The 17,783-nt window shown below is 60.4% G+C and carries 18 protein-coding genes and 1 pseudogene; 13 read left to right on the top strand and 6 right to left on the bottom strand.

The features are described 5' to 3' along the window. Positions 1–41: 41 nt before the first annotated feature. The gene (locus tag FJ492_RS13740; RefSeq protein ID WP_140748422.1) at positions 42–1,076 is read right to left on the bottom strand and encodes a LacI family DNA-binding transcriptional regulator; all 1,035 of its coding nucleotides are present in this window, start codon (positions 1,074–1,076) and stop codon (positions 42–44) included. Between the two features lie 192 nt (positions 1,077–1,268). Here FJ492_RS13740 and FJ492_RS13735 point away from each other — a divergent pair, with 192 nt between their 5' ends. From FJ492_RS13735 to FJ492_RS13675, 12 genes are all read left to right on the top strand, one after another. After that, positions 1,269–2,315: a sterol desaturase family protein gene (locus FJ492_RS13735; protein WP_140770361.1), complete on the top strand. Its 1,047-nt coding sequence runs from the start codon at positions 1,269–1,271 to the stop codon at positions 2,313–2,315. A gap of 95 nt (positions 2,316–2,410) precedes the next feature. Continuing rightward, entirely contained in the window at positions 2,411–3,376 is a 966-nt protein-coding gene (locus FJ492_RS13730) for a sugar ABC transporter substrate-binding protein (protein WP_181165940.1), read from the top strand. Positions 3,377–3,587: 211 nt separating this feature from the next. Beyond that, entirely contained in the window at positions 3,588–4,526 is a 939-nt protein-coding gene (locus FJ492_RS13725; protein ID WP_246676028.1) for an ABC transporter permease, read from the top strand. A gap of 5 nt (positions 4,527–4,531) precedes the next feature. Continuing rightward, complete coding sequence (locus tag FJ492_RS13720) at positions 4,532–5,551, top strand: ABC transporter permease (RefSeq protein WP_140770537.1); 1,020 nt, start codon at positions 4,532–4,534, stop codon at positions 5,549–5,551. A 78-nt stretch (positions 5,552–5,629) separates the two neighbouring features. After that, positions 5,630–6,475: an ATP-binding cassette domain-containing protein gene (locus FJ492_RS13715; RefSeq protein WP_140504538.1), complete on the top strand. Its 846-nt coding sequence runs from the start codon at positions 5,630–5,632 to the stop codon at positions 6,473–6,475. 62 nt (positions 6,476–6,537) lie between these two features. Further along, a complete protein-coding gene (locus FJ492_RS13710; RefSeq protein WP_140770357.1) occupies positions 6,538–7,542 on the top strand; it encodes a Gfo/Idh/MocA family oxidoreductase in 1,005 nt (334 codons plus the stop codon). Then, the gene (locus FJ492_RS13705) at positions 7,539–8,498 is read left to right on the top strand and encodes a sugar phosphate isomerase/epimerase (protein WP_140748431.1); all 960 of its coding nucleotides are present in this window, start codon (positions 7,539–7,541) and stop codon (positions 8,496–8,498) included. Before FJ492_RS13710 ends, FJ492_RS13705 begins: the two co-directional genes overlap by 4 nt. Positions 8,499–8,509: 11 nt before the next feature. Next, complete coding sequence (locus tag FJ492_RS13700) at positions 8,510–8,818, top strand: MocE family 2Fe-2S type ferredoxin (RefSeq protein WP_140504532.1); 309 nt, start codon at positions 8,510–8,512, stop codon at positions 8,816–8,818. A 3-nt stretch (positions 8,819–8,821) separates the two neighbouring features. Continuing rightward, a complete protein-coding gene (locus tag FJ492_RS13695; protein WP_140770355.1) occupies positions 8,822–9,607 on the top strand; it encodes a TIM barrel protein in 786 nt (261 codons plus the stop codon). A 4-nt stretch (positions 9,608–9,611) separates the two neighbouring features. Then, positions 9,612–10,436 (top strand): 3-methyl-2-oxobutanoate hydroxymethyltransferase, encoded by an 825-nt coding sequence (locus FJ492_RS13690; RefSeq protein ID WP_140770352.1) that lies wholly within the window; start codon positions 9,612–9,614, stop codon positions 10,434–10,436. 660 nt (positions 10,437–11,096) lie between these two features. Then, entirely contained in the window at positions 11,097–11,981 is an 885-nt protein-coding gene (gene purU / locus FJ492_RS13680) for a formyltetrahydrofolate deformylase (protein ID WP_140770349.1), read from the top strand. 82 nt (positions 11,982–12,063) lie between these two features. Next, on the top strand, positions 12,064–12,390 hold the full coding sequence (locus FJ492_RS13675) for a MurR/RpiR family transcriptional regulator (protein ID WP_140748440.1): 327 nt from the start codon (positions 12,064–12,066) through the stop codon (positions 12,388–12,390). 388 nt (positions 12,391–12,778) lie between these two features. On the opposite strand, the pseudogene FJ492_RS13665 reads toward FJ492_RS13675, so the two are convergent. Next, positions 12,779–13,066: pseudogene (locus FJ492_RS13665) on the bottom strand (transposase); the annotation flags it as partial. 123 nt (positions 13,067–13,189) lie between these two features. Between FJ492_RS13665 and FJ492_RS13660 the strand changes: the two are divergent. Continuing rightward, on the top strand, positions 13,190–13,843 hold the full coding sequence (locus FJ492_RS13660; RefSeq protein WP_246676025.1) for a phage integrase N-terminal SAM-like domain-containing protein: 654 nt from the start codon (positions 13,190–13,192) through the stop codon (positions 13,841–13,843). Between the two features lie 95 nt (positions 13,844–13,938). Here FJ492_RS13660 and FJ492_RS13655 read toward each other — a convergent pair whose 3' ends face one another. From FJ492_RS13655 to FJ492_RS13640, 4 genes are all read right to left on the bottom strand, one after another. Further along, on the bottom strand, positions 13,939–14,907 hold the full coding sequence (locus FJ492_RS13655) for a quinone oxidoreductase (protein ID WP_140504520.1): 969 nt from the start codon (positions 14,905–14,907) through the stop codon (positions 13,939–13,941). Beyond that, positions 14,904–15,695 carry an alpha/beta hydrolase gene (locus FJ492_RS13650; protein ID WP_140504518.1) on the bottom strand — a complete coding sequence of 264 codons (792 nt, stop codon included), beginning with the start codon at positions 15,693–15,695 and terminating at the stop codon, positions 14,904–14,906. The genes FJ492_RS13655 and FJ492_RS13650 overlap by 4 nt, the downstream gene beginning before the upstream one ends. A gap of 220 nt (positions 15,696–15,915) precedes the next feature. Further along, complete coding sequence (locus FJ492_RS13645; protein ID WP_140770347.1) at positions 15,916–16,977, bottom strand: alpha/beta hydrolase; 1,062 nt, start codon at positions 16,975–16,977, stop codon at positions 15,916–15,918. Between the two features lie 70 nt (positions 16,978–17,047). Further along, positions 17,048–17,464, bottom strand: coding sequence for an organic hydroperoxide resistance protein (locus FJ492_RS13640; protein ID WP_140748449.1), 417 nt, complete (start codon positions 17,462–17,464; stop codon positions 17,048–17,050). Positions 17,465–17,783 lie beyond the last annotated feature (319 nt).

The following is a 17,783-nucleotide window of genomic DNA, read 5'->3' as shown; positions in this document are numbered from 1 at the left end:
ATCGGGTCGAAGGATGCCCGCGCCCGTAGATGACATGTACGTCAAATATTCTCCGGTGTGACAATCTCAAAAGGTATAGATCGCTGGAGGGTCGCAAATGGTGCTTGCGGTCCAATGACATCGAGCATCGTTTGGACAAGCAGGGCCGAGGTCGCTTCGAGAGGGTGGCAAAGAGCTGCGGTGATCAGGCCCTCAGAGAGCCCCTTTCGAGTTTCGGGTCCGATGTCACGGCATACCACTTTGACACCCGACCGCCGCTCAGGAGACACTTCCCTCAAGGCATGAAGTACACCGGTTATTCCGCCTCCGACGATCAGAATGCCGACAACATCGTCAGCTGATTTCAGAAGCTCGGTGACCATTCGATAGGCCTCACTGGCTTCCTCGTGGGTGGGGCGGCTTTCCTCTACCGTGAGCCGTGGAGCGTGCTCGCGCAAATAGGAACGGAAACTGGCGTCGGACACGTCTTGGCATTGATACCGATGGTTGCCGATGAAGACAGCAATCCGACCAGGACCTTGGGTCGTTTGCGTAATCAGGAAGGCCGCGGTGCGCCCAAGCTTCCAGTTATCGGTGCCAACATAGGCCGCTCTTTCCGGCGCGGATTGATCCGTGATGTAAGCAACAACCGGTTTGCCCATCTCCTTCAGCGAACGGACGGCCTGGCCAATGATCGGGTGATCCGCCGCGACCACCGCGACAGCGTCGCAGGATTCGCCGAGGGCAATGAGATGGGCCGAGATGGTCTCCGGCGTCAAAATATCTACGAAGTCGACGACGGGCTCGATGACTTCGTCCCGACGCTCGCGACAGGCGGCAACGATCTTCTTTCCGAATAGCTGATAGAGGTCACGGGTCGACTGCTGGAGCAGGAAACCCAATCGGTAATGCGGCGATATTTTACGAGCCCGATCGTCAATCGCCCCGATACCGTAAAAGCCAATTTCTTCCGCAGCACCTTGGACGCGTTGGATAGTTTTCGGCCGCACGGAAACAGTGCCGCCCAAAATTCTGTTCACAGTCGCCACCGATACGCCTGCCGCGGTAGCGAGATCTTGGATTGTCGGCCGCTTCATGAAGCCATCCCTTAGCTGTATCATCATGATTGAATCTAAATGATACAAATGCAATTTTGATGTTATTTCTGCCTTCTCCGAATATCAACCCTCCGATATGAATTGCGCCGAACAGGGGCTCGATCGGCTGAGCCCTAGGGGGTCCGAACCCCACGGACACCAGACCGATCCGGGCGAGGAGGCGCTGTTACGATGGATGACCTTCAGTATGGAACACGCGACAAGCGCGGGAATTGGGCCCCGCACCGGCGCGCCGAGCCGGCGCCGATCTGGCACCGTCCGTTCAATGCAAAGAAGGTGGTTGCATGGATTCCTGAATTTTTCTGGCCATGGAACACGTTCCATCTCGCCACCGCGCTCATTTGGGTAAATCTGCTAATCCCGAGCTGGCAGAGCCTCGCGAGCTTCTCACTACTCAACTACCTTTGGCTGTACGGCCTCAACGCCGCGGGGATTTTTCTTTTCTACGGCTTCTTCGAGCTGCGCTATTACTTCCAGCGCAAGCAACAAAACCGCTTCAAATACAATTCAAAATTCCCTTCGGACGCGCCGTCGGACGTGTTCTGGTTTCAAAGCCAGAACATCGACAATTTCACCCGCTCGTTTTTCGTCACGATACCACTGTGGACAGTGGTCGAGATCGTGATGCTGTGGGTCTATGCAAACAGCTGGGCGGTTTGGCTGCCATGGACGACGAATTGGCTTTACCTCTCGTTCCTGGTGCTTATCGCGCCGGCCATGCATGAGGTCTATTTCTTCTTCCTTCACCGGGCGATCCACTGGCCGCCGCTCTACAAATGGGTGCATTCGGTCCATCATAACTCGATCAATCCGAGTCCCTGGTCTTCACTGTCAATGCATCCGGTCGAAGGCTTCCTCTATCACGCCGAAGCCTGGCTGCACCTGCTGATCCCATCCAACCCGGTCTGCGCCTACTTCACGCTGCACGGAGCGGGATTTGGAGCAGTGAACGGCCACCTCGGCTTCGAGACATTCGAAATCACCGACAAGGTTAGCCTCGATAGCCATTCTTACGTGCATTACTTGCACCACAAGTATTTCGAGGTGAATTACGGCGGTGACGGGCTGGTACCCCTCGATAAGCTATTCGGCACTTGGCACGACGGCAGCAAAGAAGCCGATGAGGTCATGAAGGCTCGCTTCCGCAAGAAGAAGGAAAAAATGCGGGGCCGGCACGAAGGCCGCAGCGATCCCGCCTCTGGAATGCCGGCGGAATAACCAACCAAAAACTGTTTCGACTGCGCCTGTGAGGAGCGGGCTCGGGACTGCAAGACTTTTGTTGAAACCCCACGGGGTAAATTGGGAGGAAGACTATGAAGCTTTTCAAGACACTCGTGTCGACAGCGATGCTGATTGGATTCAGCGCAGGCGCGACGCTCGCCGCCAATATCTTCGTGGTCGGCGGCAAACCGGACGATCCGTTTTGGTCGATCGTCAAGCGCGGTGCAGAAGACGCCGGTAAGGTGGTCGAAGCCCAAGGCGGCAAGGTCACTTGGCTCGGACCGCAGAACTACGACAATCTCGGTGTCGACGCCGCCGAGTTGATCCGTCAGGCGATCGACCAGAAGGCCGACGCCATTGTCGGCCCAGACTGGGTGCCGGAAGCGATGGACCCTGCGTTCAAGGCAGTGAAAGATGCTGGCATTCCCCTGATCATCTACAATGCCGGCGGGCTGAAAGCGGCCGATCGTCTCGGCGCTATGAACTATGTCGGCTCGGACGACTACAAAGGCGGTGTCGCGGCTGGCGAGTACCTCACCAAGGCCGGGAACAAGAAGGGCGTCTGCATCAACACGCTGCCAGGCGCTGCCAATATCGAGGCCTTCTGCGGCGGCTTCAAGGAGGGGATGAAGAACGGCGGTGGCGAAGCCGATGTCCTGCCATTGCCCGCTACATCCTTCGGCTCGGCGACAGCCGTCGCCCAGGCAGTGAAGGCCTATCTGCTGCAGCACCAGGACGTCAACGCCGTCTTTACCATCGGCAATGTCGACGCCAACTCGGCCATGAACGGCCTTACCCAGGCCGGCAAGGTCGGGAAAGTGCAACTCTGCGGCATGAACTTTGACGAAACCATCCTGAACAACATCAAGGATGGCAAGCAGGCCTGCGCGATCGACCAGCAAGGCTACCTGCAGGGATACCTGGCCGTCGCGATTCTGAATGGCCACGTCAATTATGGCTTGGCGGTGCCCACCCGCGAGATCCTTACGGGACCAGGCATCATCGACAAGACAAACGTCGACGCCACCATCGCTGGCGTGAAAGCAGGGACGCGATAATCCTCCCGCCTGGGCCGCCCTCGCTTTACAGCGGGCGGCCCTTTTTCCCTCTCTGTGCGCGGCGGCCCCATCGCGGCCGGCCGCGTGATCGCGGATTACCCTAATGGCACATCCCGTGACATCCACTTCAACTCCGCTGGCGGATCGCAGGCAGTCCGGATTGGCTTTCGGCAGGCTGGCGCGTCGACCGGAATCGGGCTCGTTCCTTGGCATGGTCGCAGTCCTGCTTTTCTTCGGTCTGTTCGGCGGCAGTGGCTTTATGTCGGCAGCGGGCACGGCCAGCTGGTTGAATATCGCGTCTGAGATCGGGATCATCGCGCTGCCGATAGGGTTGCTTATGATCGCCGGGGAACTGGACATCTCGGTCGGTGCGGTGATCCCCGCAGCGTCTCTCACCGCTGCTATCGTGTCAGGCCACTATGGGCTGCCCGACTGGCTTGGCATAACGGCCGCGCTTGGCCTCGGCCTCGCTGTCGGCTTGCTCAATGGTCTGCTCGTGACGAGAACGACCATCCCGTCGCTCATAATCACCATTGGCACCATGTTCCTCACGATGGGTCTGACCCTAGGTCTCACCGTCAAGATCGCCGGCAGCACCGGCGTCTCGCTTGTGCCGGAGCCGCTCACCAAGGCAATCTTCGGCGACTATCTCGGCGGCATGTTCCAGGTCACGATCCTGTGGTGGGTGGTGTTCGTGATTGGCCTGTTCTGGCTGTTGCACATCTCCCCGATGGGCAACTGGATCTATGCACTCGGCGGCGACAAGGAAAGCGCGCGCAACGTTGGCATCCCGACCAAGCGGCTGACCATCGGTCTGTTCATGCTGTCTGGCTTCAGCGCTGCTTTCGTCGGAGTCAGCGAGGTGATGGTCTACCAGAGCGCGCAGGTTCTGGCGGGCCAGTCCTTCATCTTCAATTCCATCATGTGCGTGGTCATTGGCGGCGTCTTGCTCACAGGCGGCTTCGGCTCGATCGTCGGCATCGTGTTTGGCACGCTCACTTTCTCGATCGTGAACCAGGGCATCTATTTCACCAGCCTGGATCCCAATGTCGGGAGCATCATCATCGGCGCGCTTCTGCTGATTGCGGTGTTGACCAACGACACGTTCCGGCAATTGGCGCTCAGCTATTCGTCGAAGAAGGGGGGATAGTCATGATGGACGCAATCAAGCCGTTGTTGCGCCGTCCCGAAGCCGGCTCGATCCTCAGCCTCGTCGGCGTGGTGCTGTTCTTTGTTCTGTTCGGCGGCGCCAATCTGGGCACGCTGGTTGGCGCGGCGAGCTGGGTCAATTTCGCGGCTAATCTCGGCATTGTCGCCATTCCCGTCGGGCTGCTGATGATTGCTGGCGAACTCGACATTTCCATCGGCGCTTTGATCCCGGCGGGTTCGATGACCACCGCCATCCTGTCCGGTTACTACGGACTGCCCATAACGGTAGGGATCGCCGGCGCGCTGGCGGTCGGCGTCGCGGTCGGCCTGGTCAACGGCCTGCTGACCATCCGCACCTCGGTGCCCTCGCTGATCATCACCTTGGCGACGCTCGTCGCCATGCAGGGCGTGGTGCTCAGTGCTTCGGTGCTCCTGACCGGCAATGCCAGCGTGGCGCTCACCGCGCCGGACTGGGCAAAATTCCTGTTCGGACAACTACTCGCTGGCAGCCACCAGGTCACCATCGTCTGGTGGATCGCGTTCGCCGCCATCATGGGTTTCGTCCTGCACAAGACGCGTTACGGCAATTGGCTCTTTGCCATGGGCGGCGACAAGGTCAGCGCCCGCAACGCCGGCATTCCGACGAACCGCATGACAATTGCACTGTTCGTGTTGTCAGCAGTTAGTGCCACATTCGTTGGAATCTGCCAGGCGATCCTGTTCAACTCCGCCCAGGTCTCCGGCGGCATGAACTTCATCTTCAACGCCATCGTGTCCGTCGTCGTGGGCGGCGTGCTGCTGACCGGCGGATTCGGCTCGGTCCTGGGCATCTTCGTCGGCACCATCACATTCGCGATTGTGAGCCAGGGCATCTACTTCACCCAGATCGACCGAAACTGGTCGAATCTGATCATCGGCGTGATGCTCCTGCTGGCCGTGTTGATGAACCAGTCATTCCGCGACCTGGCACTGTACTTCAGACCGGGGCGCAAGCGAACCCTGCCACGGGAGCCGGCAAACCCTTGAGAGATGAATTCCTTGACAAGCCCCACTTCGGTGAACGCCACCTTCGCGCAGCCGAATTGCAGATGAAGAGATGACGCCATGAACGACAAACCTGCCATTCTCGAACTGAGGAACGTCAACAAGTCCTTCGGACCGATCGACGTCCTGCACGATATCTCGCTGAGGGTGCGCGCAGGCGAAGTGCTTTGCTTGCTCGGCGACAACGGAGCCGGCAAGTCGACCCTTATCAAAACCCTCGCCGGGGTCCACAAACCCAGCGGCGGCGAGATACTGATGGATGGTCAGCCTGTGACGTTCGTCGGTCCGAGTGACGCGCAGGGACGCGGAATCGCCACGGTGCACCAGTTCGGCGGCACGTTCCCACTGATGAGCATCGGGCGGTCTTTTTTCGTCGGCGTCGAGCCGACCAAAGGGTGGGGACCGTTCAGGATCTACGACCGCAAGCGCGCCAACGACATCGCGGTGAAAGCGGTACGGGATTTCGGTATCACCCGTATTGATGACGGTGACCGCTTGGTTGGCGGCCTGTCGGGCGGCGAGCGCCAGTCGCTCGCCATTGCCCGCGCCGTGTATTTTGGAGCGCGCGTGCTGATCCTGGATGAGCCGACAGCGGCGCTCGGCGTCAAGCAGGCCTCGCATGTGCTGCGTATCGTCAATGAGGCCAAGAGGCGCGGCCTGGCGGTGGTCTTCATCACCCACCAGGTCATGCACGCCATGGCCGTCGGCGATCATTTCGCAGTGCTGATCCGTGGCGCCATCGCCGCCGATTTCCGCAAGGGCGAAAAGTCCCGCGAGGAGATCACGGATCTAATGGCCGGCGGCGAGACCATGGCTGACCTCGAAGCCCAGGTGGAGGGTTACATGGAGACCCATGAGGGGCATCCGCCGCCCCCGCAGGTGCTCGAGGTCCCAGCGGCTCACTAGACTTTCCTTGGGAGGCTATCACAGCGGCCCCGTAAACTCGAAAAGTAAAAAGCAGGACAGAAATGACAGTTCGCATTGCAGTGATCGGCGCCGGCTTGATGGGTGCGGATCATGCCAAGATAGTTGCCGAGGAACTGCCGGGCGCAACCCTTCAATTGGTTTGCGACATGGATGAGCAACGCGCTCGTCGCGTCGCCGATGCGTGCGGGGCCTTCGACATTGCCGCCGATCCCGAGGGCGCCATCGCGCGGCAAGACGTTGACGCCGTGATCATTGCGAGTCCCGATTTCACGCATGCGCCGCTTTCGATGGCCTGCATTGCCGCCGGCAAGCGGGTTCTGTGTGAGAAGCCCCTTTCACAAGCATCGGCCGACTGCATCGGGGTGATGGAAGCCGAGCAGAAGGCCGGGGCGAAATTCGTCCAGCTCGGCTTCATGCGCCGGTACGACCGCTCCTACCAAGAGATGAAGCGGGCGCTGGAAGACGGCCGTCTCGGCCGGGCGTTGATGATGCACAATTTCCACCGCAATGTTGAAACGCCTGCGGCCGATTTCACCGGCGCTATGGCGATCACCAATTCAGCCCCACACGAATTCGATGTCGTGCGTTATGTGCTCGGGACGGAATATACCGCTATTTCCGCATTCCAGCCGAGCCGCTCGGATGCGCGTGTCGCGCCCGTCGTCATGGTGCTGGAAACAGTGGATGGCCAGCTCGTCAACATCGAGATCAACAACAACGCCGCCTACGGCTATGACGTCCGTGCCGAATTGATCGGTGAGAGGGGCAGCGTGGCGACCAACAATGTTGCCTATACCCGCACCGAGTCGGCGCTTACCCAAAGTACAGGTTACGACGCCGATTGGCGGACACGCTACTACGATGCCTACCGTCACCAGAACCGCGACTTCCTGCGCTTCGTCACGACCGGGGAGTTTCCGCTGACCGCCTCGGATTGCTGGGATGGATATTGCGCTGCCGTCGTTGCCGAGGCTGGCGTGAGGGCGTTGAAGGACGCCCGTCGAACGCCCATCCAGATGATTGCAAAGCCGGAGTTTTACGCGTGAAGCTGGGTTTCGTTTCAGACAGTCTCGGCGATTTGCCATTCGAGGCGGTGCTCGATCACGCCCAGCTCATGGGCGTATCCGGCATCGAGGTGAATACCTGTGGCTGGTCAACCGCTCCTCATTTCCGGCTTTCATCCATGCTCGGCAACAAGGAAGCCCAGAAGCGCTTCAAAGGTGCGTTCGAAGAACACGGGTTGGAGATCATCAGCCTGAACGCCAACGGCAATCCGTTGCATCCGACCGATCGCACCCAAGGCGAAGGGTTGAAAGATACGATCCGTGTCGCCGGCGAGATGGGCATTCGCACGGTCTGCACCATGAGCGGCCTGCCGGCCGGCAGTCCCAGCGATAGCATGCCGAACTGGGTTGTGTCCTCTTGGCCGCCGGAAACACAGACCATCCTCAAATATCAATGGGAAGAAAAGCTGATCCCCTTCTGGACCGAAATCGCTGCCCTGGCGAAGCAAAACGGCGTCGAGCGCATCGCGCTCGAGCTGCACGGTAATCAGTGTGTCTATAACGTGCCCTCGCTCCTGAAACTTCGAGCAGCGGTCGGACCTGTCATTGGCGCCAATCTGGACCCCTCGCATCTGTTCTGGATGGGCGCTGACCCCCTCGCTGCCGCCGAAGCGCTGGGCGCGGCCGTTTATCATGTTCATGCCAAGGACACGCTGCTCAACCGACCCGTTCAGGCAACGACTTCGTTGCTTGAGAATGGCAGCCTCATGGACATTCCAGCGCGGTCCTGGAGCTACATCACCCTTGGGTTCGGCCATGGCGAGGAGTGGTGGCGACAGTTCTGCTATCGGCTCAAGATGGCTGGCTATGACGGCTGGCTTTCCATCGAGCACGAAGACGTACTTCTCAATTCGCTGGAGGGGCTGGAGAAGTCGGTCGCGCTACTCCAGGGCGTGATGCCGTCGGCCCCCGCAGATTTCAAACCACAAGATATCTGAAGAGGTATTCAATGCCCTGGGTCGACGCTTGCGCCGCAGATGAAATCGAAGCCGAGGAAGCCAAACGCTTCGAGAACGGCGGCCGCACTTTCGCAATCTTCCGCAACGACGCGGACGAGTATTACTGCACGGACGGGCTTTGCACGCATGAGAAGATCCACCTTGCTGACGGTCTCGTCATGGGGAACACGGTGGAGTGCCCCAAGCACGCTTCTGTTTTCGACTTTACGACCGGGGAAGTAGAGACGCCACCGGCCTGCGAGAACATCAAGACCTACAAGACGAAGGTCGAGAATGGCCGCGTCATGGTCGAGGTTTAAGTCATGACAGGTCAACGCTTTCAGCTCGCTGCCTGCGCCGAGATGCTTTGGCGTGACAAGCCTATCGAATGGCGCGCCGCTCGCCTGCACGAGATGGGATTCCAAGTCGGGCTGTGGAACTGGCGAGACCATGATCTGACAAAGCTGGAGAAATCAGGGGCGACCTTCTCCATCATGAACGGTTACCTGCGCGGCCGCCTGACCGATGACGAGGGCGCGACCGAGCTGCTGAAAACCGCGCGCGAGACGGCACAGGTGGGAAAACGCCTTGGTGTCGAGCGGCTGAACCTCCACGGCACGGGCCTCGGGGAAGGTGGTCTGCCCGTCACACCGGTCGAGGTGGTCTCTGGCGCCATGTGGCTGAAGGCGCGCGATACTCTCAGCAGGATCGCGGACATGGCCGAGAAGGAGGGCGTCACCTTCACGTTGGAAAACCTCAATCTTCCTGTCGATCATCCTGGCGTGCCCTTCGGACGCGCGGAGGATACGCTGGCGCTGGTCTCATCGATCGACCATCCGCGCCTGCGCCTCAACCTGGATCTCTACCATGCGCAGATCGGCGAGGGGAACCTGATCGAACTCTGCCGAGCCTCCCTGCCGTGGATCGGCGAGGTGCAGGTCGCGGATGTACCTGGGCGCATGGAACCTGGCACCGGCGAGGTGAACTGGCACGCCATAGCCAAGGCACTGAAGGCGATGGGGTACTCAGGGCCAGTCGGGATGGAAGCCTTCGCCTCTGGCGATCCTGAAGCAGCGCTCGAAGCATTCCGCAACGCGTTCACGGTGTAAGACAATGGTCCACAGAAACACCCGCCCCACGGTCGCCGACATTCGTGCCATGAAGGCGCGAGGGCAGAAAATCTCAATGCTCTACGTTACCACCATCGAAGAGGCCGCGGCGGCGAACGCGGCAGGCATCGACATGCTCTCCATCGAGGGCCGTTTCTTCTCCGCCGAAATGCGCGAAGCGGCTGGACGTTGCTTCGTGCAGGTGGGGCTACCTTACGGCGGCTGGGGGACTTTTGACGGCCGCCCCTTGGCAACGGCCGAGGACTATCTGCGCGCAGCCTTCCACTTTGCGGCCATGGGCGGCGACTGCTTCTATTGCGCGGCCGCCTACGACATTCAAAAGGCACTCTGTGACAACCATGTGCCGATCGTTGCGCATGTCGGACTTGTCCCTTCATACATCACCTGGACCGGGTTCCGCGCCGTGGGGAAGACTGCCCAGGAAGCTCTCAAGGTCTGGCAGCAGGTGAAGCAGCTTGAAGCGATCGGCTGCTTCGGGGCCGAGCTTGAGGTCGTGCCAGACCGGATCGGCGAGTTCATTTCGAGGAACACATCGATGATCATGCTTGGCATGGGGGCCGGCCCAGGCGCCGATGCGCAATATCTGTTCGCGGAGGACATACTGGGCCACACCAATGGGCATAAGCCACGTCACGCCAAGACCTATCGCAATTTCGCGGCCGAGTTTGCACGACTCCAGCAAGAGCGGATTGCGGCATTCCAGGAATTCATCGCCGACGTCGGTTCCGGCGCATACCCGCAGCCACAGCACAATGTTTCGATCGCGGAGCCGGAATACGGTGAGTTCCTGGAGCAGGCAAAAGCTTGAACCAATTCCAGAAGCCTCTTTCAAATCGGGAGGGACGGCCTCGCCCCCATCGGTGGGCAGGTGCCTTCAAGGCTTTTCTCGCTGATTTAGAAGATCACCAGGCACAGCAAAGTTAGAGGACAACCATGCTCAAAGTCGGCCTTCTCGGTGCCGGACGTATCGCCGGCGTTCGCGCGACGGCTATCTCGTCGCATCCCGACAGCACGCTCATCGCGGTATCGGACATCAACACCGCAGCCGCGGAAAAGCTCGGCGGGCGTGACCGGGGCCAAGCCCACCTACTTCTTCCTGGAGCGCTACATGCCCGCGTAGGCGGCCGAATGGGCGGCTTTTGTCAGCGCGATCACGGAAGAAAAAGGCGCCTCCAGTTACCCTGAATGACGGTGTTGCCGCCCTGGGGATGGCCGAGGCCGCGACGCTATCGGCGAAGAGCGGCAACCCTGTCACCCTGGCGAGCGTGCTGGGCTGACGGTGTTGGCGCGTCGTCGGCAACCCGCTCGCAGGATCAAACTGACACCATCGGCCGGGCCCGCCGCACAGGCAACGCGAAGGAATGCAAGCAACTCACGTCGGCCTAATGACCATTGCATGCCTGCTTTCCAACACCTGACAGCGTCTCGCCGACGGCTTCATGCGTAACTTCGCTCAGGAACAGAGCCAATGATGAATTTTGCACTTCGCGTCGAATGCCGCTCGACCAGGGGGATCGTCGCGGCGATCTCGACCTTCCTCGCGGACCAGTCCTGCAACATTACCGACAGTGCGCAGTTCGATGATGCCGACACCGGCAACTTCTTCATGCGGGTGAGTTTCCGCTCCGAAGGCGGATCGGGGCTGGAAGGACTCCGTTCGGGCTTCAAGGCAATCGCCTCGCAGTTCGGCATGGAAGCGGAGTTCTTCGACGAGGGCGTCAAGCGCAGGGTCATCATAATGGTCTCGCGCTTTGGCCATTGCCTCAACGATCTTCTCTATCGCTGGCGGATCGGTGCGCTTCCGATCGATATCGTCGCAGTGATTTCCAATCACATGGACTACCAGAAGGTCGTGGTGAACCACGACATCCCGTTTCACCTCATCAAGGTGACGAAAGAGAATAAGGCCGAGGCCGAAGCGCAGCAAATGCGCGTCGTCGAGGAGACGGGCGCTGAACTGGTCGTGCTGGCGCGATACATGCAGGTGCTGTCGGATGAGATGTGCCGGAAAATGTCGGGCCGCATCATCAACATCCACCATTCCTTCCTGCCGTCATTTAAGGGCGCCAATCCCTACAAGCAGGCGCACGACCGGGGCGTGAAGCTGGTCGGGGCCACGTCGCATTACGTGACGGCCGATCTGGACGAGGGGCCAATCATCGAGCAAGACACGATCCGCGTGACACATGCGCAGTCAAACGAGGACTATGTCAGCCTCGGCCGCGATGTCGAGGCACAGGTGCTTGCCCGAGCAATTCACGCTCATATCCACCGTCGGGTTTTCCTAAACGGGAACAAGACCGTCGTATTTCCTGCGTCGCCGGGGTCGTTTGCCTCAGAACGCTTGGGCTGACGAGGGTCGTGATCGCCAAATGGCACGGACTGAGTTTTGCGGGCATCTGGCCGCCGGTTCTTCGAAGTGTGGGAGCTTTCGAATGAAATCGCTCGGACTTAAGGACAAACCGAAGTCTCTTCACGAAATCAAAACGGCGATCGCGAAGCGCGAGGTTCGATTGAGCCCAGCCCTGGAGAAGGTGGCTCGGCAGGCACTCGAACGACCCGAGATAGTTGCATTTGAAAGCGCAGCCGAGATTGCCAACCGTTGCTCTGTTAGCACAACCGCGCTGACAAGACTTGCCCGTTGTTTTGGCTTCTCTACTTTTCGGGAAATGAAAAAGGTGTTCCAAGACAATCTGCGCTCTGGCAGTGCAAGGTTTGCCACCCAAGCTCCGAAAATTGTCCGCAGCGTTCAACCCGGTTAGCACGCCTGCAATTGACGAAAGTGGGCCGCGCTAGACTGGGCGCAAAGGTCGGCTACTAACCTGGTCATCGCGAAACCGGACGTTCCGTTTGCGTGAAGAGTTTCGGGCGCTGGCAGGCGTACGAAAGTCCCCGAGGAAGGAACCCGCGGGCCGCAGGCGATGGCTATGGGGATTTCGATCTGCGGCTGGTGTCGGCGATGGCGCGACCGCCGCCGGGAGACGCCGCGATTGATACGGGCATGCCGCATTGTTGCGCTTGCGCGCGATGTTGCCGGCTCGGCGCAGGTCCGGACGCGCCTTTCGGCGACGGTAGTCACCATGGACTCGCGTGGATACGTCGCCGGCGGCTGAGCGCCTGCAGCTGAAGGCTCGACCATGCCATGCCGGGTCATGGGACGTTCTCCCGGTTCGTCGCCGTTGCGTCCGGCGGTCCGCGCGGTTGCCTCCACCGTTCGAACGTCTCGATGACGATCATGCGTCCGCCGCAGCAAGGGCACGGCGGGCGGAAGTTGTCCGGATCGTCGAGGTTATCGTCATCGGGCGGCGCGGCGACGTCCAGGAATTGGCGGGCGAGCGCGAGGCAGTCCTTGCGAGAGCCGCCTGCGAGCAAGCCGTAGTGACGGATGCGATGGAAGCCGCGCGGCAGGACATGGAGCAGGAACCGACGAATGAACTCGTGAGGCACGAACCCGCTTCGCGGGAGGGTGCGAGCGGTGAGGTAAGTGTGATTGTTTAAGGCTCTGGGCAGGTAGAGCGTGCGATCCGACCATGGAGTTCCCTTCAACGAGAGGAACTTGCCATGGCTACCTTGTCGACCGACGCTCCGATCACGCCGCTTCGCCAGCGCATGCAGCAGGACATGCTGATGCGGGGCTTGGGACCGCATACGCAGCAGGATTACGTTCGTCAGGTCCGGCGCTTCGTCGCGTTCCTTGGCCGCGCTCCCGACACCGCCAAGACCGAGAACATCCGGCGCTTCCAGTTGCATCAGCATGAGAGTGGCGTCGGACCGGCGACGATCAACGGCGCGGTCTCGGCGCTGCGCTTCCTGTTCACGGTGACGCTGAAGCGGCGGGATCTGGCCCGCGCGCTGGTGATCACCCGATGTCCCCGCAAGCTGCCCGACGTGCTGAGCGTGGAGGAAGCGGCGCGGCTGCTCGAAGCTGCCCCAGGCATCAAGTACAAAGCCGCCCTCGGTGTCGCCTATGGCGCGGGACTGCGCGTGTCCGAGGTCGCGCACCTCAAGGTCGACGATATCGATAGCACACGCATGCTGATCCGCGTCGAGCAGGGCAGGGACGCAGGGACCGCAACGCGATCCATCGACGCTCGCCGGCTCCGTTTCGAGCCGGCGATGCGCTTCAGCGGGTCGGGCACTCTGGGCGGCGGGCAGATGATCCGCGGTGGGTCTGGCAGGTGCGCCGGGCTCAGTTGCTTGTCCTCGACGAATTGATCGAGGCCACGGAGCCGGGTCTGACCGCCATGACCGCGCTCCTGCGCGCCCCGGTGCAAACGCGGCAGTCCTTGGGGCTGACTTCGTTCGCGGTTCTAAGGTATGAGCAGCAGCTTTCCAGTGGTCGTTCGGCTTTCCATGTCGGCATGGGCATTCGCCGCATCCGCCAGCCGATATTCGCCGCCGATCCTGATTTTGAGCTTGCCCTCGACGATCCAATGGAAGAGTCGGATCGAACGCGAGCGAAGCAGTTCCGGTGTATGGATATGATCAAAAAAGGTGGCGTAGCCGATCTTGATGCTCTTCGGCAGCGCCATAATGTCGATCGGGCCAGGACCGCCCAGGACGGGTCCGTACCAGCAGAAGGTGCCCGATCGGCGGAGCGCATCCAGCGAGCCTTGGAATGTCTTGGGACCGGAGCCATCATAGACCACATGCACCCCTTCGCCGCCCGACAGGCGAATTGCTTCGTCGGCGAATTGCCCTTCGGCATCTACAATGACGTGATCGGCGCCCGCCTCCTTGGCGATCGCCAGCTTGTCTGCCGAGGACACGCGGCCGATGACATGGCCGCCCCTCAGCTTGATGATTTGGGTAAGCAGCAGACCGACTCCACCAGCCGCGGCATGGACAAGCGCGATGTCGCCGGGCTGCACGGGATAGAAATCCGTCGCGAAATGGCTGGCTGTGAGGCCCTGCATCATCACAGCCGCCGCCGTGCGATCGTCGATCGCATCCGGTATCGGCACCAGCGCATCGGCCCGTATCACGGTCCTCTCGGCATAACTCCCCGGCGAATACACCCAGGCGACACGACGGGTCGGCCAAAGATCGCTGACCCCATCACCGACCGCGATCACGCGGCCAGCGCCCTCTACGCCCAAAATCTTCGGATCCGGCACGTCGGTCCAGGCAAGTCCGCGCCTAACGCCCGTGTCCATGAAGTTCACGCCAGCCGCAGCGACTTCAACCAGGGCTTCTCCCGGACCTGGCGTTGGCTCGAGCATGTCGACAAACTCGATGACGTCCGGCCCGCCCCATCGGTTCATCACGACGGCTTTCATCGCGATGCCTCCGCTGCTGCCTTTTCGATCAGCCGAGCGACAGGTTCAGGGTTCGAAACCATCACCGCATGCGAGGCGCCTTTGACCACCACGGTCTTGCGCGCGTGCGCTCGTTCGGCCATGAAGGCGGAAGCTTGGGGTGGGATGTTCTTGTCCTTGTTGCCGTAGATGAACCAGCTCGGAATCTTCTTCCACGCCGCCGCGGTCTGGGCCTCGTTCAGCGCCGCTTCCGTGATAGGCCGTTGCGTGGCAGCCATCAGCTTTGCCTCGGGGATAGAAACGTCGGTTGCAAACTGGTCGCGGAACTTCTCCTGCCGGATGTAGAGATCCTTGCCGCCGCCTGACAGCGGAACGGGTGGAGCGAGCGTGGGCGCAAGAGTGCTGCCTGGGAACTTGCCCGCAAGCCCGGCGGCCGTCTCGCCGACCTCCGGTGCAAACGCCGCAACATAGACGAGCGCCCTGACATTGGCATGGCCATCGGCGGTTTCGCTAATGACCGAGCCGCCGTAGGAATGTCCGACCAGAATGACAGGCGATGTAATGCCGGATACGATATCGGCAACATATTGAGCGTCAGTGGCGACACCCCGCAGGGGATTGGCAGCGGCCACAACGGGGTAACCATCCTTCTCGAGGATCTTGACGACTCCGTTCCAGCTCGATGAGTCGGCGAACGCGCCGTGAACCAGAACGATGGTGGGCTGAACAGTGGTGGGCTTTTCTGACTGCGCGTAAACGCTGCCTGATACGGACATGGCGATTGCCAATCCTGCGAGCAGTCTTGTCATCTCACATAACCTTTCGATGGTTTTGTTGGTGTAGTGCCATTGCGATGGTCGCAGGGCTAAATATTTGGGTCTTTCAGAGAGTTCTTTAGCTAAGGCTGCGGCGAGCCGACCCGCTGCGGAATATTCATCCGGCATCGCTGCGAAGACGGATTACGCAATGGTCGCAACCACACACCGCAGGCGGTGGACAGGTTTCATCGGGAAGCCGCTTGACAGGTTGTCAAAACTTGCCGACGTCGATGACCGCCTGCGCAAAGGCCTGTGGAGCCTCCTGCGGCAGGTTGTGACCGATGCCGCCTGAGATCAGCCGGTGTTCGTATTTGCCGGAGAACTTCTTGGCGTAATTTGCCGGATCCGGATGCGGCGCGCCGTTTGCGTCGCCCTCCATCGTAATCGTCGGTACACCGATCGCCGGAAACGCCGCGAGCTTTTGTTCCAAGCCATCATATTTTGGCTCACCTGGCGCCAAACCGAGTCGCCAGCGATAGTTATGGATAGAGATCGCGACGTGGTCGGGGTTGTCGAACGCGGGAGCGGAGCGTTCAAAAGTTACATCGTCGAAAGCCCATTTTGGTGAGGCGAGCGCCCAAATGAGGCGCGTGAATTCGCGGGTGTATTTCTCGTAACCCGCCCGTCCCCGTTCAGTGGCGAAGTAATATTGATACCACCATTGCAATTCGGCCTTCGGCGGCAGCGGCGCCTGGTTCACCTGCTGACTGCCGATGAGATAGCCGCTGACTGACACCATGGCCTTGCAGCGCTCAGGCCAGAGCGCGGCGATGATGTTGGCTGTGCGCGCGCCCCAGTCATAGCCGGCGATGACCGCTTTCTGGATGTCCAGCACATTCATCAACGCAACGATGTCGGACGCAAGCGCCGCCTGCTGACCTTTCCTAGGTGTTGCGTCCGACAGGAACCGCGTCGTACCGTAACCGCGCAAATATGGCACGATGACCCGGTACCCTGCGTTGGCAAGCAGCGGCGCGACATCGACATAGCTGTAAATGTCGTAGGGCCATCCGTGCAGAAGGATCACCGGCGGGCCGTCCGCAGGACCGTCCTCGGCATATCCGACGCTCAGCAGATCCGCGTCGATCTGCTTCATTGAGGAGAACGAGGTCCGTGCCTTCAGCATGGGGGAGACTGTCCTTTTAGACCCGTCGCCCTGCGCCTCCGCAACCCCGATCGCGCCAAGTTGTGCCGCGGCGATTGTCGCGGCAGCAACGCCGAAGAGGCGACGCCGATGGTGATTGATTTCTTCCGGGTTTTTGATCGCGTTCATTGGTACACCGCCCTGTCGTGATGACATTTTGCCGAGAGTGACATGCAAGATCGATCGATGTGATCGGTAGCTAAGCGAGGCTGATTGCGACTTCGATATTGCCGCGCGTGGCCTTCGAGTAGGGGCAGTTCTGATGTGCTGCCTCTACAACAGCCTTGGCAACGTCGCGGTCGAGCCCGGGTACGCTCACATTGAGGCGCGCGCCGAGGAAGAAGGCACCGTCGGCAGTGTTCAGATCCACCTCTGCGTCAATTGCGAGGTCGGCGGGCAGCCTGACGTTCATTTTGCGGGCGGCAATTGCCATTGCGCCCTCGAAGCAGGCCGACCAGCCGGCTGCGAACAGCTGCTCCGGATTGGCGCCGCCGCCCGGTCCGCCGGGCGTGGAAAGCCTGACGTCCAGTCGACCGTCGGAACTGCGGGATGTGCCGTCCCTACCGCCAGTGGTGCGGACCTTGGCGGTATACAGGAGCTTTTCAGATTGGGTCATGATGTCTGGGTCCTTCGCAAAAGGGCACTTTGAATTCGATTTGGAAATTGGCGCGTGGCTTCGCTCTCCACGAGCATGGAAAACGCACTTAAAGGGCTTGCGGCCCAAGCAAGTTTTGCGGCACGAGCGATAGCGACACTGCAAGCATGATCATTCTCCCTGGGCCGGTCAGCAAACGTTCTTGCTGCTTCCACACATAGAGAGAGATCGCCCGGAGCACCCGTTATACACTATGATGCGGTGTTAGCGCTCGCCAGTGCCGCCCGTCCTGGAACTGGGCCTGAGCTGCTTTCCTGTCCTGCCCCAATCGTCCCTCGGG

This window comes from Mesorhizobium sp. B2-5-4 (assembly GCF_006441095.1).
GTDB lineage: Bacteria > Pseudomonadota > Alphaproteobacteria > Rhizobiales > Rhizobiaceae > Mesorhizobium > Mesorhizobium salmacidum.
The sequence above is the reverse complement of the archived record's forward strand: the minus strand, read 5'-3'. Positions and strand labels throughout refer to the sequence as shown.